The organism is Mesorhizobium sp. M0001, assembly GCF_040324255.1.
Taxonomy (GTDB): domain Bacteria; phylum Pseudomonadota; class Alphaproteobacteria; order Rhizobiales; family Rhizobiaceae; genus Mesorhizobium.
This window is the reverse complement of record NZ_JAMYVS010000022.1, coordinates 19,662-35,936: the sequence shown is the minus strand read 5'-3', so window position 1 is coordinate 35,936 and position 16,275 is coordinate 19,662. Positions and strand designations below refer to the sequence as shown.

Sequence of the window (16,275 nt, the reverse complement as noted above, 5' to 3'; positions counted from 1 at the left end):
CCCAGATCCGAGGTGCTGATGAACGGAGTTGAACTTCTGCAACGATGTCTCGTGACAAAGAATTGCTAGTGGTCGATGCTCGATTTGGATGCCGAATCCCAATCTTCCTGGGCGCCGTCATGCTCTCCGGTTCGCCCAAAGCTGGTCGGTACGGTCACCAGCGGAAAGTGGTCTATCGAATAATTCTCCAGAAGCGAAAATCCTTCAGCAATCATCACCTCGACATTCTGTCGGACCATGGTCACATCGAAGGGCAAATGCGCCGCGAATGGATCCCAGTCGAAGCTTCCGACAACAACCCGTCCAAGCTCACTTGAGGCTAGCGTCGAAGTGAACCGCAATGTTCCTTCAAGTGCGGTCACGCCGTTGACGAACATACCTGAGGGCAGATGCCCAAGCTGAGCGTATCGTGCAGCGAGAGACCGAGCAGCGTTGGTCGGTGCGTATCCGCAGCAGTCAATCGTGCCCGGGCCCGTAACAATCCCATGCGCTGCCAGCGCATCGTGAAAACCCAGCAAACGGCTACGTGTTGCGTCATCATCGCTGACCCCGCCAAAGAAGAAGAGATCTTCGGTGGAGCCCCCTCGTTCTTTCAATTTCTGAACAATGATCTCTGTGAGCGCCTTGGCGCCCCCGTAGTTGTCAGAAACAACTGAGGGAGCCCGGCGGCCTGGCAGATCGATGTTGATGCACCGGACGCCCGCTGCCCGGCACAGATCATTCAGCGGATCGGGGTCACGAACGCCCGCAAGGAAGAGAAATTCCACCTGCTGGGCCAGCAGGGTTTCCGTCACACTCAACTCGTTATCAGGATTGCGATGGGTGCTGACGACGATCGGGCACAAGCGGTGGACGCGGGATTCCGCTTCAAAGGCTTCGGCCAATCCGGCGAAGAAGCGATTGCGGTAATGTGGCAAGATCATTCCAGCGAGCCCGGATCGGGAAAGCCGCAATCCTCGTGCCTTGAGGTTGACAGCATAGCCAAGCCGCTCAGCCCAATCGAGGATGGTCGCTGCGGTTTCCGCCTTGATCCGGTGCTGTTGCCACGAGCCATTGAGGACGAGACTAACCGCTGTCGGGGACAACTTTGCCGCCACCGCGATGTCATAAATCGTTGACTTGCGCCGGACAGACTTTCTCGCCATTCGTGACGCTCCTACTAGCAGATGCAGTAGACGCTAGTGCGGGGTCAAGGCAACATCTCTAAATTGCGTCAAACGGTTTGGAGGAGCGACCCCACGGAAGGACGCGGCCTCTCGTGCCTCCGGTCCGGTCTCCCTGATTGTCTCGATCGTTGCAATGACAGCGCCAGGGAAATCGGCAGATTTGGGATTTTCCCTGAAGCTTTCGTTCAGCGTCCCTGGAGACACCAACCCCAGTGTTTCGGCTTTGGTCTCCCCGATGATCAATCACCTTGCAAAGGTCGACGAGAAGTTTCGATCAGTTTGGAGCCCACCGTTGGCGATGGTCGGGCGCACGCGTCACGATCGAGTCCTCCGTTTCAATAGCGGGAAGATGAAGCTTTGGGTTTCTGAGTCTCTATCTGGCCCCAAAAGGGTGCTGCCGGATGCGCCTTCGTCTCCGGGCGTTGTTTGCGTACTTGGCCGAGGTGCCCTTGCTTGGCAAGTTCCTTCCGCGACAAGGGTCTGCTCGACAGCATTTTCGTCGCTATTGCCAATGCGGAGCCCCGGAGGATCAAAACCGGTTAGCAGCATGATGCCGACGGTTCAGAGCAAGCGACTCAGATTCCCGATTTGCTCAGAGTCTCCCAGCCTGTGGCTCTCCGTGCAGCAGGCCTTGAGCGTCTGGCTCGACCTTTTTGAAAGCTCGCCTCCAATCGGTGGACGAGTTTGGCGGCAAGGCTAGTCGTCTCCATCGGTGTTATGATCGATGCCAGGGAGGCCGCCTGGACCATGGCGTGAACTCATTGCCGTATGCTGGCAGTGCAAGGCAATGAACTGACTGCACAACATGTAGGTGCATTCGTGGATCAAATTTCCAGATAGCCAAGCAGCGCGCGTATCTCGATTAGGTGGCAAGGAGTTGCGAAAGCTATGTTCGCAGTTTGAGAATCGTCCGATATGCCGCACAACGATGCCGGCAAGACGAGCCGAGAATGATCTGACGCAATGTTCAGATCCAAGAAGGACGGTTACCTGTGGCCCAGAAAGGAATCACACTAAAGGACGTTGCCGCAGCGGCTAAGGTGTCGCGCGCCACGGCCGCCCGGGCGCTCAACAGCTATGGTTACGTTGGCGACGAGACGGCGCTCCGCGTGGTTGAGGCAGCCGAAAGGCTGGGCTATCGGGCCAACCTCGTCGCGCAGGCGCTGCGCAGCGGACAATTGCCGATCATAGGCTTCGTGCCCGGCGATATCCAGAATCCGTTCTTCGCCCGAATCGCGCACGACATAGAGGTGGAACTGCGCAAGCACCGCCACAATCTTCTGATTGCCAGCAGCGAGGAGAATGTAGAACAGGAGAAAGAACTGCTTGAGAGCCTTCGCTCGCTCAGCATTCGCGGCTTCATCCTTGCCCCAACGTCTGCAACCGACAGCCAGCATATTGTGCAACTGGCCCGCGAAGGCGCACCGATCGTGCTCATCGACCGCGTGGTAAAGGACCTGCAATGCGACAGCGTCGTCGTCGACAACGAGGGCGGGGCACGCGAGGCAGTGGACTATCTGGTTGGCAACGGTCACCACCGGATCGGTCTTTTGCGCGACGAGTCACGCATCTTTACGGCACAGGAACGCTTGGCTGGCTACCAAAACTCGCTCCACTCGCATGGGATCGCAATCGATGAAGCGCTCATCGGCGTATCGCGCTCGACCGTGGAGCACGCCATCGAAGCCACGATCCGCCTGTTCAGCCGGCGCAATCGCCCGACCGCACTGTTCACGGTGGACAGCCTCATGACGCAAGGCGCGCTTCTTGGCCTGCGTTCAATGGGGCTCTCGATTCCGCATGATGTGTCGGTGGTTGGCTTCGATGACTTCAACCTCGCCACGTTCACCGATCCGCAGATAACGGTCGTGGCGCAACCCATCTCCGAGATCGGACCGCTCGCCGCCAGATATCTGCTGGAGCGGCTTGCCGGCAAAAAGGTTGCACCGCGCCGTACCCGATTTCAGACCCGCTTGATCGTACGCGGATCGGTTGCCCGGCGCGCTGTGCGCTAAAGAGCAAACCCCTCGATTTCGGAGAATTTCGTCTAAAGGACTTGCCATTGGCGAAATTGCGTGCCCATTATTGCTTGTGAGATCGATCTCACATCGGAAAAACGAGCTAGACGGCCCACCGACGCCTAAGGCGGGCTAGAGGCCTGTCACATGCGAAATACAAGGAAAACGTCATGCTGAACTTCGATAGGGACCGCTTCGTGAAGATCCAAAGCGGGGCCGTCGCCGTCGCAGGTGAGGTTCGCTCACTCATGCGCACACTGCTGGCAGATGGCGTCGAGCGGCTGTTTTTCATGGGCACCGGCGGCGTGCAGCTTCTAACCTTGCCCGCGATCGAGTTGGCGCAGCGCTGTTCTACCTTCCCGGTGAGCGGTGCCTATCCGGCGCAGGTCGTGATCGATCCGCCCGCCGGTCTCGACAGCAAGGCCGTGGTGGTCATCCCGTCCTTGTCGGGCACGACCAAGGAAGGCGTCGAGCTCATGGCCTTTCTGAAAAAACGTGGTGTGCGCACGATTTCGCTCACCGGCCATTCGGATACGCCAATCGCACGGGAGGCTGACCACAATTTCACGAACTTCGCCGAAGACGACACCTCGTCGGAATCCTTCTACCTGCAGACGCTGCTGATCGTCCTGGCCCTGCTGGAAGAGCGAGGCGAATATGATGATTTTGATGGCACTGTCGCCGAACTCAAACTGCTGCCGGATCTGCTTGCCGACGCCAAGGCTGCCTTTGAGGACAGGGCGGCCGAACTGGCCCAGACAATCAAGGACGATACCTATCACATCTTCACCGGCGCCGGCTCGGTGTGGCCGGAGGCACACTATTACGGCATGTGCATCCTCGAAGAGATGCAGTGGATTCGCACCCGCCCGGTGCACGCCGCCGACTTCTTCCACGGTACGCTCGAGTTGGTCGAGCCGGGCGTCAGCGTTTTCGTGTTCAAGGGCGAAGATGCCCTTCGGCCCCTGGCCGACCGGGTCGAGAACTTCGCCAGGCGCTACACGGACCGCGTTCGCACGCTGGACGCGGCCTCGGTCAAGTTGCCGGGCATCTCCGCAAAGGTCCGCGGCATGATCTCGCCGGTTCTGCTCGCCACCTTGCTCGAGCGGCTGAGCGCCCATCTCGAGGTGCTGCGCAACCACCCGCTGACCACCCGTCGCTACTACAAACGCGTGGAATATTGATCCCCTCTTACCTCTGAAGGAGCTATCCATGAAACGTTCGCTGCAAGTCGTGGCGGTCACGGTGGCCGCGGTATCATCATTGGGGTTGTCGATAAGCGGCAGTTCCGCCGCTTCGCCGGCTGTCACGGCCGACCCAAACGCCAAGGTGGAATACACCGGCACGCTTTCGGTCCTGACCAAGTTCGGGCTGCAACAGCTGTCGCCCTATTTCGTCAACCTGGCACAGGCCTATGAGAAGCTCCATCCGGATGTGAAGGTCGAACTTATCCAGGAGAGCGACGACAGCGTGAAGGGCAAGACCAAGACGCTGGTCGCTTCCAACTCGCTGCCCGATATCTATTTCTCCTGGACAGGCAGTTGGGGTGGCAATTTCGTGCGCGGCAATCGCGCCGTTGATCTCACGCCCGTCATTGCTGCCGATACCGAGTGGGGCAAGTCGCTGTCTCCAGCCGCCGTCAAGGCGTTCCAGTACAACGGCAAGTTCTATGGCATTCCGCTTTACCAGGATGCCAAGTTCATGGGCTACAACAAGCAGATCTTCGCCAAGCTCAGCCTCAAGGCACCCGCCACTTTCGAGGACTTGCTGACCAGCTGCGACGCCATCCGCAAATCCGGCGTGACACCGATCTCCTTCGGCAACAAGGAGGCTTGGCCGGCGATCCACTTTGCAGGCCAGCTGCTCGCCTACAACGTGCCGCAGGCAACGCTGGAACGCGACTTCGATCCGGCCACCGCCCAATACAGCGATCCAGGCTATGTCGCAGCACTCAAGCAGTTCAGCCAGCTTGTCGAGCGCTGCACCGATGGCGCCGGCGTCAACGGCACATCCTATGCCTCGGCTCTCCAGGCCTTCACCAACGCGCAGTCGGCCATGTACTACCAGGAGATCATCGAGTTCGATCAGGCCGCCACGCCGGAGTCGGCGTTAAAGCCCGCCGATTTCGGATTCTTCCGGCTGCCGGTGCCCGCCGGCGCCAAGGGTGACGCCAGGTCGATCGAGGGCGCGCCGGAGGGCTACATGATCAATGCGGCATCGAAGAACATCCCGCTGGCGATCGATTTCATGAAGTTCGTGACTTCGAAGGAAAATGCGCAGGTGCTGTCTGCGCCACCCTATGGCCAGCCGAGCGCCACCATCGGCGGCGCCTCGGAATCGAACATGAGCGCGGCTGTGGTCGATGGCCTCAGGGATATCAACGCCGCCTCATACCTCATGCCCTGGCTGGATACGGCCAACCCACCGCGCGTCGCCGCCGTCTGGCTGTCCAGCCTGCAGGCGCTGGCGGGCGGCTCGATGACGCCCGAGCAAGTGATGGACGAGGTGCGCAAAGCCGCATCCGCGGCCAAATAAAGCAGGCGAGCATGGCAAGGGCCTCGGACACAGTGGACAGCGGCGCCGACATCGGAGTCGCCAGGCCGCAACGGCCAAAGAGCCGGCGGGCCTGCTTCGCCAACCTGTTATCGTTGCGATGGGCGGCGATCGCGCTCATCCTCATCGGCTGGTTCGTCTATTATCCGATCGTCGACAATTTCATCGTCAGCACCACCGACCAGGACATCTACACCGGCGAGGTCACCAATGTCGGCCTCGCCAACTACGACCGGCTGCTGCATGACCCGGTCGTGCTGCTGGCGCTGTGGAACAACTGCCTCTACGCTCTCATCTCCGTCATCTTCCAGGTCTTCGGCGCGTTCCTGCTGGCGGCCATTATCGAGGACCTGAAAAGCGAAAGCTGGCGCCGGCTGTGGCGCGCCGTCTATTTCGTGCCGTCGGCAATCTCGATCACAGTGACCGGCCTGCTGTTTTATTTCATCTACCAGCCGCAGATCGGCTTGCTGGATGCCGCGCTCAGCCGTGTTGGACTGAGCCAGCTCGTCATGCCTTGGCTCGGCAATGAGCACACCGCCATCTATGCCATCATCGCCATGAGCCAATGGCAGGGTTTTGGCTATTCGACGCTGCTGTTCGCCATTGCCATCCAGAAGATCCCGCGCGACCTCTACGATGCCGCAACGATCGACGGCGCGGGTCCGCTTCGCCGCCTGTGGAGCATCACTTTTCCGCTCACCCGGGAAATGACGGGATTGATGATCATCGTCACCATCACGGGCGCGTTCCAGGTGTTCAACGAGGTTATGGTGATGACCGCAGGCGGGCCCAACAACAGCAGCCAGGTGCTGGGCACGTGGCTCTACCAGAAGGCCTTCATCGAGGACAATTTCGGCTATGGCGCGGCGATCGCCGCCGTCATCTTCATGTTGACCATGCTCACAGGTGCGGCACAGCTCTGGTACACCAAGCGCCGCCGGGTGCAGCTATGAGTGCGATGGTCGCAGCCGGTCGCAGCCGGCACGTCAATGTGTGGTCGGTCATCGCCAGGACGTTGCTCTATTCATTCCTGGTCTGCCTTGGTGTCGTCGTCATCTATCCGCTGATCTGGATGGCGCTGAGCGGCTTCAAGGACAATGCGCAGATCTTCGACGATCCCTTCGCCCTGCCCACCCATTGGTCGTGGAACAATTACGTGCAGGCATGGAACCAGGGCGTGCGTGGCTACGTGACAGTCTCGGTGCTGGTGACCATCGCTTCGGCCATATGCACCGTGCTGATCAGCGCCTGGACGGCCTTCGGCCTGACCCGCACGAAGATGCCGGCAAAGCCGCTGGTTATCGCCATCGTTCTGGGCGGCTTGATGCTGAGCCCCACGGTGGCGATCATTCCACTGGTGAAGATGTTGCAGGCGCTCGGTCTCTACAACACCTACTGGGCGCTGATCATTCTCTACACGGCGTTCCGGGTGCCGTTCACCACCTTCCTCATCCGCGCCTACATGCTGGATCTGCCTGAAGACATCGACGAGGCGGCGACGATGGATGGCGCCAGCGAGGGTCAGATCTTCTGGCGCATCACCTTGCCGCTGTGCCGGCCGATCATCATTTCCTGCGTCATCCTGCACGTCCTGTTCGCCTGGAACGAATATCTCTTCGCGATGATCTTCACGAGCGGCTCGGATGTGCAGACGCTGCCGGTCGGACTGACGTCGATCATGGCAACCCACGGGACCAACTATGCCGTGGTGTTCGCGGCCATGACGATCTCGGCGCTGCCTATCGTGATCGTGTTCTTTGGCGCGCAACGCTACTTCATCCGTGGCTTGGCCGAAGGCATCGGCAAATAACAATTCCCGAAAGGAGCCTTCATGCCGCAGCTCGCTGCTCATCAGCTGATCGGAGCCAATTTCAGCTTCCAGCACTTCCCCTTCGATGAGGTCGCCAGGACGATCCGAGGCTTTGGCCTGCGCGAGATCGAGCTGTGGGGGATTGCCCAGCATCTGGACCTGTTCCACGCCACGGACGCACGTGTCGAATCCGTTCGCCGGGTACTCGCCGACAACGAGCTGTCGGCCTGGTGCTTTACGCCTGAGCAGGTGTTGTATCCAATCAACATTGCCTCCGGCGACGCCGCACTGCGCCAGGACAGCATCGAGCGGTTTTGCCGTGCAGCCGACATCTGCGCGGCGCTTGGCGCCCGCTATCTCTTCCTGACGCCCGGCCGGGGCTACGAGAGCGAACCCCGGCAACCGGCATGGGACCGCGCGGTCGGTTCGATCGGCGAGATCGCCCGGCGCGCCGCCGCAAACGGGGTGCGCTGCCTGCTCGAGCCGTTGCAGCGGTTCGAGAGCAACCTCGTCAATGATGCGGCAGGCCTGCGCCAAATGCTGGACGAGGTGGGCGCTGAAAACATCGACGTCGTGCTGGACACTGTCGCCATGGCCACGGCCGGCGACACCGTGGCCGGCTATGTCGACCTGTTCGGCTCGCGGCTGGCGCATGTCCATCTGGTCGACGGCACACCAGGCGGGCATCTGGTGTGGGGGGATGGTACGCTGCCGCTCGGCCACTATGTCAGCGAGCTCGCGCGCCTGGGCTATGCCGGAAAGTTCACCTTCGAGCCGTTCGGCAACGGCTCCTACGCGCTCGATCCGGTAAAAGCCTGGACACGCTGCCTTGGCGCCATCGCGCCATACCTCAATCGCGCAACGGTGCCGGCATGAGGTCGAAGAAGCTTATCGCGGTCGGGGACAATTGCCTTGATGCCTATTTGACCAACAACTTGATGACGGTGGGCGGCAATGCCTTGAATGTCGCGGCGCAATGGCGGCGCAACGGCTGGTCCGCGCGCTATTTCGGCGCCGTCGGGAACGATCCCGAAGGCGACGTGGTGCTTGCCGAGCTGGCAGGTGCCGGCCTATCCCCGGACGACGTCGAACGGCGTCCCGGCGATACGGCCGTCACCTTGCTGCGCGATGAATCCGGCGACCGGAAGTTCCTGCACGAATCCTTCGGTGTGGGCGAAAACTTCATGCCGGCGCCCGCGCATTATGCGGTCATCGCCGCGGCCGACTGGGTGCATCTCGGCACCAACGCCAACAAGCACCTCGTCCAACGATTGGTAGCGGACCATGTGCCGTTCAGCGTCGATCTATCAACCGCCCATATGGCGCTGCCGCTCGACGGTGTCCCGCTTTTGTTTGCGTCCGGACCGGACGATGTCGATGTTCCCATCGAGCCGTCGCTGGGCGCGCTCAGGAAGGCCGGCGCAAGGCAGGTGGTTTTGACCTGTGGTCGACGCGGCTCGTACTTCGACGATGGCACGAATGTCGTGCATGCGCCGGCGACGCTTGTCGATGTCGTGGATACGTGTGGCGCCGGCGACAGTTTTATTGCCACCTTCCTCGCCGGCTTCCATTTCGGCGGCCTTGGCGCCCTGGAGGCATTGCACAGGGCGTCGATCGCGGCGGCACAGACCTGCACCCATCTCGGCGGGTTTCCTCAGAGACCGCGTCCGATACCCGATTGGCTGCGAGCCAAATATGCCAGCTTCATTGTCGATGCGCAGGGAGCCCAAGCGTGAGTACACTTCGTTTGCGGCAGCCTGCGGTCGCGCTTGCATCTGACCGGTCGTTTTGGCTGCAGGACATTACCGCCGCCCCTGCGACCGAGCCATTGCGAGGCGACGAGCGCGCCGACGTGGTGATCGTCGGTGGCGGCTATACCGGTCTGTGGACCGCGCTGCGGATCCTTGAACTGGCGCCGCAAACGCGGGTGGTCATCCTTGAAGCCGATCTGTGCGGATCGGGGGCCTCGGGGCGCAACGGCGGTCAGGTCCATTCATGGTTCGCCGAAATCGACCAGATCAGTGCGGTCGTCGGTCTCGAGGAAGCGCGCCTGCTGTGCGCCGACACGGTGGCATCGATCGCGGAGCTGAAGGCGCTGCAGCAAAACGGCACCATAGACATGGACCTGAGGCTGGACGGATGGTTGTGGACCGCAAGCTCCATTGCGCAGGAAGGCGCCTGGGAGACCGCCGTGGCCTTGACGGCGGCTGTTGGAGAAAACCGTTTCAGCCCGCTGACGGCCGAGGACATTCAACGCCGCACCGGTTCATCGGCCTCCTATGTCGGCGTCGTCGAGACCACCGCCGGCACGGTCCATCCCGCCAAACTTGCCATCGGATTGCGCAAGCTGGCACTGGCACGCGGCGTCATCATCCACGAGCGCAGCCCGGTCCTCGCCATCGAACCCGGCATGACATGCACGGTGCGCACGGGGCATGGCGCGGTACGGGCTGACAAAATCGTGCTTGCCGCCAACGCCTGGCTTTCGGCGCTGCCGGAACTGCGGCGGCATCTTTATGTGGTCGGCAGCGAGGTGATTGCCACTGCTGCCATTCCCGAACTGCTCGACAGCATCGGCTGGCGCGACGGTGCCTCGATCTGCGATTCCCAGGCCCAGGTGCTCTACTACCAGCGCACCATGGGGGGCAGGGTGGTCTTCGGTCGTGGCAGCGGCAACGTCGCCTTCAGTGGAAATTTCGGCGCCAGCTTCAACCGCAGCCCGGAGCACGGCCGCGACAATATGCGAGAGCTGCATCGGGTCTACCCGTCGCTGCGCGGTGTGGCGATCGAATATGACTGGTCGGGGCCGATCGACTGCGTGCCTGAACACGTTCCTGTCTTCGACCACCTGCGCGATCATCCCAATATCTTCTACGGCATGGGATTTAACGGCACCGGCATCGCGCAGACGCCGATAGCCGGACGCATTCTGGCGAGCCTGGTGCTCGAGCGAAAGGATCGCTGGAGCGAAAGTGGTCTGGTCGGCATCGAGCGGCGCATGTCGCTGCCGCCCGAGCCTTTGCGTTATCTCGGCGCCAGGCTTGTCCGCGCCGCGGTGCGCCGCAAGAACGAGGCCGAGATCCGCAACCGCAAGGCCGGCAAGATCAGCAGTCTTTTGGCGGCCCTGAAGCCAGGCAGGCGCAAGAAGTAGCCGGGCATCTGGCTCATCGTCACGCTCTTCAAACCATGAGCCGGCACGTGCCGTCCCGATGGCGGTGGACGTGGCATTGCGATCAGGGTGTTTGCTGGGCTTCATTGACCCGTATCAGTCTTAAAGCGGGGGTGCGTCGACCTTGGCTCCCTAGCGTATTCAATGTGGGCCGTATCGCCGTCACACCTATGCTTGGCGCACTTGCGGCTTTCCATTCAAGGGCGGGCCAACGGATCCGCGTGCAATGATGGCGGTCGGCAAAACGAGCTTTTCCGCCGGGCGGGAATCTCCCTTCAATCGCCGGATGAGCAATTCCGCGACGCTCTTGCCAAGCGCGTAGACGGGCTGGTCGATAACGGTGATGGGCGGCGTGGTGACGCTCGTCCAGTCCGCATCATGGAAAGTGATGAGCGAAATGTCGTCGGGAACCCGCAGGCCGCGCTCGCGGGTCACCTTGAAGATCTCCAGCGCAATGACGCTGTCGGAGGCGAGGATCGCCGTCGGCCGATCCGGCGCCGACAGCATCTCGCCGGCAACCCTGCGCGTTTCGGTGGGGCTTGTGGCGCCAAGGCGGACATAGCGTTCTGGCCGATCAAGTCCGGCCTCTCGGCACACGGTGAGGAAACCGTCGATGCGCTCACGGACCGACGAGGTGTAGATCTGCCCGAGATCCCGGTACTCGTGCCCTTCGGCGTCGACCGCGGTTACATAGGCGATGTTACGGTGGCCGGCATCGGCTAGAAAGCGGGTCGCCAGCATGGCGATGCCGCGATCGTCGGTCGTGACCGTATCGACATCCAGATCTGCCAGCGCCCTATCCAGCAGGGCAAGCGGTCGGCCCGAGCGGTGGATATCGCGCAGGTGCGCGATGTCGCGCGATTCCGACGGCGTGACGATCAGCCCGTCGACGCGCTTGCCGATGAGCAGTTTCACGGCCGCCTTTTCCGCCTCGATCTTCTCGCCGGAATTGGCCAGGATGACGTTGAACCCGGCTGCCTTTGCCGCGTCGCTGATGCCGCGTACCGCGAGGCTGAAGAACGGGTTCTCGATGTCGCCGACGACCACGCCGATGATGCCGGAGCGGCCGGTCGTCATGCTGCGGGCCAACTCGTTCGCACGATAGTCCAAGGCCTTGGCCGCGGCCATGACTTCCGCGCGGATCATGTCGCTGACGACGCCGTATCCGCCGAGCACGCGCGCGGCTGTCGCTTTCGAAACATTGGCCGCACGGGCGACGTCGCTGACCGTTATCGACGGGGTCTTGGGGGCGGTTCTTTTCATTGGATGACGACTACAAGAGTTGTTGACGGGAGGTCAATGTGGCGATAACGATTATCAAAGAGACCGGTCTCATGCAATATGAGACCGGTCTCTTTAGAAGGAGTGGAGCCGAGAGGCGTGACGGACCGTAATCTCGTCAAGGGCATGTCGGGGCGCCAGATGGCGGCTCGACGCAAATACCAAGAAGAACAGACCTTCAGAGTGGAGAAAGACATGAGCAGGAAAGAAATTCTCAAGTCGTTGATGTGCCCGGTCAGAACCGGCGCAATGGCTCTTATGGCGATGTGCGTCGGCGCTGGGCTGGTTTCAGGAGTGGCCGCCGCGGATGACAATCCCTATGGCCTCATTGATGCGAAGGTCATCAGCGTCGGGACCATGGGCGATGCCAAACCCTACGCTTTCACCCAGGCCGATGGGTCGTTCACCGGCTTCGACATCGAATTGTTCCGCAACGTCGCGAGCCGCCTTGGATTCAAGCCCGACCAGGTGATCTTCACCGGCCAGGAATTCTCGGCGCTGATGCCTTCCGTTGCAAACGAGCGCTTCGATGTCGCGGTCGCGGCAATCGGCACGACGGAAGCACGCAAAAAGACCGTCGACTTTTCCGACGGGTATATCGCAGGCTATCTGTCCGTGCTTACCGCCGACAAGGCGATCACGTCGGCGGACGGGCTCAAGGGCAAACGTCTCGGCGTCGTGCAAGGCACGCTCCAGGAAATCTACGCGGCGAAGAATTTTGTCGGAACCGATCTCGTCAAATTCCCCGACAACAACTCCGCCGTTTCGGCGCTTAACAACGGAACCGTAGATGCCCACTTCCTCGATTACGAGGCTGCCAAGGACTATGGCGTTCGCTATCCGAACCTGAAGATCGCGGTCAATATTCCTTCCTTTGACGCGCCGGCCGGCTTCGTCCTGCGCAAGGGCAACGACAAGCTCCGCAATGCGCTGAACACCGCCCTTCACGCGGCCATGCAGGACGGCACCTGGAAGACGCTTTATGAAAAGTGGTTCCCCGGCTCGCCGATGCCCGACCAGTATCTTCCCAAGAAGTAGACCGTACCCGGCCGCTGGCTTTCATGCCGGCGGCCGGATTACGCCGCCGTCCTTGATGCGGACGATGTAAATAGCGCAACCAAAAGGGGGGCGAATGAACTGGCTCGAAAACCTGCGGCGCAGTTTCCTCGACTGGCAGGCAATGGCGGACGTGCTGCCCAGCATGATCACCATCGGATTGAAGAACACCTTGATCCTCGCCGCCGCGTCGACGGTACTGGGTGTCATCCTCGGCATGATCCTGGCGGTCATGGGCATCTCGCAATCGCGCTGGCTGCGCATTCCGGCGCGGGTCTACACGGATATTTTCCGTGGCCTGCCGGCGATCGTCACCATCCTGCTGATCGGCCAGGGCTTTGCCCGCATCGGCCGTGAAATCTTCGGGCCTTCGCCCTTTCCGCTCGGCATTCTTGCGCTGAGCCTGATCGCCGGCGCCTATATCGGCGAAATCTTTCGCTCGGGCATCCAGAGCGTCGAGCGCGGGCAGATGGAGGCCTGCAGGGCGCTCAGCATGAGCTACGGCCAAGGCATGCGCCTGATCGTGATCCCGCAAGGCATCCGCCGCGTCTTGCCGGCCCTCGTCAACCAGTTCATCGGCAACGTCAAGGATTCAAGCCTTGTCTACTTCCTCGGTCTGCTCGCCTCGGAGCGCGAGATCTTCCGTGTCGGTCAGGACCAGGCAGTGGTCACTGGAAACCTCTCGCCATTGCTTCTGGCCGGCGTGTTCTATCTCGTCATCACCGTGCCGTTGACCCATGTGGTCAACTACATCGACAACTCGCTGCGGGTCGGAAAGCAAAAGGCCGGCCTCGTCATCAGCGGCCTGGCCGAAGTGAGCGAACTGGAGGGCGCCACCGGCAGTGCACTTTCGGAGGCCGGCTCTGATGCCCGCTCAGCGCTGCCCCGCTTCAAGGGCGGCAGTCTCGCCATTACCGATCTCGACATGGCCTATGGCGACCTCGATGTTCTCAAAGGCGTCAGCCTGGCAGTCAAGCCTGGCACGGTCACATGCGTGATCGGCCCATCAGGTTCGGGCAAGTCGACCCTGCTGCGCTGCCTCAACCGCCTGGTCGAGCCCAAGGGCGGTGAGGTGTTGCTCGATGGTGCGAGCATCCTGGCGATGAAGCCTGAAAAACTGCGCCGGCGTGTCGGCATGGTTTTCCAGCAGTTCAATCTGTTCCCCGACCACACCGCGCTCGAAAACGTCATGCTGTCGCTGACCAAGGTAAAGGGGCTCCCTGTACAGGAAGCTGAGCGCATCGCCGAGGCGCGCCTTGCCGACGTCGGGCTTGCGACCCGCAAACACCATCGTCCAGGGAGCCTTTCCGGTGGCCAGCAGCAGCGTGTGGCAATCGCTCGTGCATTGGCGATGGACCCGGAGGTCATCTTGTTCGATGAGGTAACGAGCGCACTCGATCCAGAACTGGTGAAGGGTGTGCTCAACCTCATGGCGGATCTCGGCCGGCGCGGCATGACAATGGTCGTGGTGACGCATGAAATGGGCTTCGCCCGCAAGGTCGCCGATCAGGTCGTCTTCATGGATGAAGGCCGCATCATCGAGGCCGGCACGCCTGCCGCGATTTTCGACACGCCGAAAAGCCCGCGTCTGAAGCACTTCCTTGCCGAAGTGCTTTGATCACGCATGAGCCCTTCAAGACGGCCGCCCAAACCAACCTCCACCAGTGAAAGATATCTCATGGCTGCATCACATCAGGTTTCCAAGGTCGTTGTTGTCGGCGGCGGCATTTTTGGCGTCTCCTCGGCCGTTCATCTTGCAAGGCTCGGCATCGAGACCGTGCTGGTCAATGATGGACCGCTCGCCAAGGGAGCTTCCGGCCGCTCGCTCGCCTGGATCAATTCGGCGCGCAGGCGCTCGGCTGAATATCATCGCCTGCGCATGATCGGTATCGACCGCTACCGCAGTTTGTCGGCGCGATGCCCGGATGCCGCCTGGCTGCGTTTCGACGGTGGCCTGACGTGGGATGCGGACGATGCCTCAAACGAGATCGCCGATGTCTTCGCTCACGAAAAACGTCTCGGCTATGATGCGCAGCATCTGTCCGCGGACGCCATAAGGTTGGTCACGCCGGGTGTCTGCGCAAGCGCTGTCACGCCTCAAGGCGCGATCTTCAACGCGGGTGAGGGCTGGGTCGACCTGCCGTCGCTGATCGAAATATTGATCGCGGAATTCGTGGAGCGGGGCGGCCAGGTGGTCACCGAGGCCGGAAGCGCTACCGTCACCGTCGCCAACGGCCGCGCCACCGGCGTCACCACCACCAGCGGGATCAGCTTCGCCGCCAACGCGGTGCTTCTGGCGACCGGTGCGGATGTGCCGCGAATGGTCGCCGTGGCCGGTCAGCGTATTGCCGATGGGACACCAATCGCGCTGCTGGTCAGGACCAAGCCAGTCGACTTGCCGCTACGCGCCGTGCTCAACACGCCGCGCGTCGCCATCCGGCCGACGCCTGATGGCGCCCTCGCGCTCGATTCTGCCTGGTCGGAAGAAGAGGTGGTAGTCAATCCGGACGGGACTTATCGCGTAAAAGCATCGACCATCCAGGGGCTTCTCGACGAAGCGTCGAATGTTCTCGACGGTCATCCGAAATTGGAATTGGAGAGCTACGGTGTCGGGCCCAAGCCGATCCCCGGAGACGGCGAGCCGGTCTTCGGCCAGTTGCGGGACATCGAGGGGTATTACGTCGCCTTCAGCCACAGCGGCGCAACACTTGGCTTGATTGCCGGCGAACTGCTTGCAACCGAGATCGCCACCGGAACAGAGCACCCACTCCTTGCAAGCTTTCGACCGTCTCGATTTTCACTTTAGCCTGCCAATTCGCCTCGGAATGGGATGTAATGTGGCATGCCTGAAGTTTCGCTAGCCGAGACGGCGGCCGCCTGGCCGCTTACGCGCACCTGACAAGCGAATATGTTCCGGAACATTTTCTCCACGTTGAAGTTGGACAGCGCCAGGACCGTCGTTCGTTCAAGCTCAACCAGCGCTGAGAAATTCCATGACCAACCAACACCCCAAGACTAAACAGCCCACGGACAAGGATCTGCGAGACAACCCGGGAATCGGCACCTCGAAGGGCGCGGTCAAGGGCGGCGATATGCTCGACGAGAACGATGCTCTCGATGGGGACAATACGTTCGAAGGCGATGTCGAGAACGATGTCACGCCTCAGGGCGGCATCAATCCTGACCAGACCGGACGCACGAACAAGTAGGAGGCGCCTTGCC

At 61.3% G+C, this 16,275-nt stretch carries 14 protein-coding genes; 12 read left to right on the top strand and 2 right to left on the bottom strand.

Going from position 1 to position 16,275, the window contains the following annotated elements; all coding sequences use genetic code 11:
- Nucleotides 1–65: 65 nt before the first annotated feature.
- Nucleotides 66–1,145 (bottom strand): LacI family DNA-binding transcriptional regulator, encoded by a 1,080-nt coding sequence (locus NKK50_RS29890; RefSeq protein WP_023667744.1) that lies wholly within the window; start codon nt 1,143–1,145, stop codon nt 66–68.
- 1,013 nt (nt 1,146–2,158) lie between these two features.
- Here NKK50_RS29890 and NKK50_RS29885 point away from each other — a divergent pair.
- The 8 genes from NKK50_RS29885 to NKK50_RS29850 all read left to right on the top strand — a co-directional run bounded on the left by NKK50_RS29885 (nt 2,159) and on the right by NKK50_RS29850 (nt 10,698).
- Complete coding sequence (locus NKK50_RS29885) at nt 2,159–3,181, top strand: LacI family DNA-binding transcriptional regulator (RefSeq protein WP_023686868.1); 1,023 nt, start codon at nt 2,159–2,161, stop codon at nt 3,179–3,181.
- Between the two features lie 173 nt (nt 3,182–3,354).
- A complete protein-coding gene (locus tag NKK50_RS29880; protein WP_023686869.1) occupies nt 3,355–4,368 on the top strand; it encodes an SIS domain-containing protein in 1,014 nt (337 codons plus the stop codon).
- 28 nt (nt 4,369–4,396) lie between these two features.
- Nucleotides 4,397–5,719, top strand: a complete 1,323-nt coding sequence (locus tag NKK50_RS29875; RefSeq protein ID WP_023834953.1) for an ABC transporter substrate-binding protein — start codon at nt 4,397–4,399, stop codon at nt 5,717–5,719.
- Nucleotides 5,720–5,730: 11 nt separating this feature from the next.
- Nucleotides 5,731–6,690: a carbohydrate ABC transporter permease gene (locus tag NKK50_RS29870; protein ID WP_023682778.1), complete on the top strand. Its 960-nt coding sequence runs from the start codon at nt 5,731–5,733 to the stop codon at nt 6,688–6,690.
- The gene (locus tag NKK50_RS29865) at nt 6,687–7,547 is read left to right on the top strand and encodes a carbohydrate ABC transporter permease (protein WP_023834952.1); all 861 of its coding nucleotides are present in this window, start codon (nt 6,687–6,689) and stop codon (nt 7,545–7,547) included. Before NKK50_RS29870 ends, NKK50_RS29865 begins: the two co-directional genes overlap by 4 nt.
- A gap of 21 nt (nt 7,548–7,568) precedes the next feature.
- Nucleotides 7,569–8,423 (top strand): sugar phosphate isomerase/epimerase family protein, encoded by an 855-nt coding sequence (locus NKK50_RS29860; RefSeq protein WP_023699901.1) that lies wholly within the window; start codon nt 7,569–7,571, stop codon nt 8,421–8,423.
- Nucleotides 8,420–9,283 (top strand): PfkB family carbohydrate kinase, encoded by an 864-nt coding sequence (locus NKK50_RS29855; protein WP_023834951.1) that lies wholly within the window; start codon nt 8,420–8,422, stop codon nt 9,281–9,283. The genes NKK50_RS29860 and NKK50_RS29855 overlap by 4 nt, the downstream gene beginning before the upstream one ends.
- A complete protein-coding gene (locus tag NKK50_RS29850; RefSeq protein WP_031204616.1) occupies nt 9,280–10,698 on the top strand; it encodes an NAD(P)/FAD-dependent oxidoreductase in 1,419 nt (472 codons plus the stop codon). The genes NKK50_RS29855 and NKK50_RS29850 overlap by 4 nt, the downstream gene beginning before the upstream one ends.
- Nucleotides 10,699–10,884: 186 nt before the next feature.
- Here the strand turns inward: NKK50_RS29850 and NKK50_RS29845 are convergent, their stop codons facing one another.
- Nucleotides 10,885–11,979: a LacI family DNA-binding transcriptional regulator gene (locus NKK50_RS29845; RefSeq protein ID WP_023834949.1), complete on the bottom strand. Its 1,095-nt coding sequence runs from the start codon at nt 11,977–11,979 to the stop codon at nt 10,885–10,887.
- A gap of 213 nt (nt 11,980–12,192) precedes the next feature.
- On the opposite strand from NKK50_RS29845, the gene NKK50_RS29840 reads away from it, so the two are divergent.
- The 4 genes from NKK50_RS29840 (at nt 12,193) to NKK50_RS29825 (ending at nt 16,262) form a co-directional block, all read left to right on the top strand.
- Nucleotides 12,193–13,035, top strand: coding sequence for an ABC transporter substrate-binding protein (locus NKK50_RS29840; protein ID WP_023834948.1), 843 nt, complete (start codon nt 12,193–12,195; stop codon nt 13,033–13,035).
- 94 nt (nt 13,036–13,129) lie between these two features.
- Nucleotides 13,130–14,671, top strand: coding sequence for an amino acid ABC transporter permease/ATP-binding protein (locus NKK50_RS29835; protein WP_023695154.1), 1,542 nt, complete (start codon nt 13,130–13,132; stop codon nt 14,669–14,671).
- A gap of 60 nt (nt 14,672–14,731) precedes the next feature.
- Nucleotides 14,732–15,859, top strand: a complete 1,128-nt coding sequence (locus NKK50_RS29830; RefSeq protein ID WP_023834947.1) for an NAD(P)/FAD-dependent oxidoreductase — start codon at nt 14,732–14,734, stop codon at nt 15,857–15,859.
- A 187-nt stretch (nt 15,860–16,046) separates the two neighbouring features.
- On the top strand, nt 16,047–16,262 hold the full coding sequence (locus tag NKK50_RS29825; protein WP_023667757.1) for a hypothetical protein: 216 nt from the start codon (nt 16,047–16,049) through the stop codon (nt 16,260–16,262).
- The last annotated feature ends 13 nt before the right edge of the window (nt 16,263–16,275 follow it).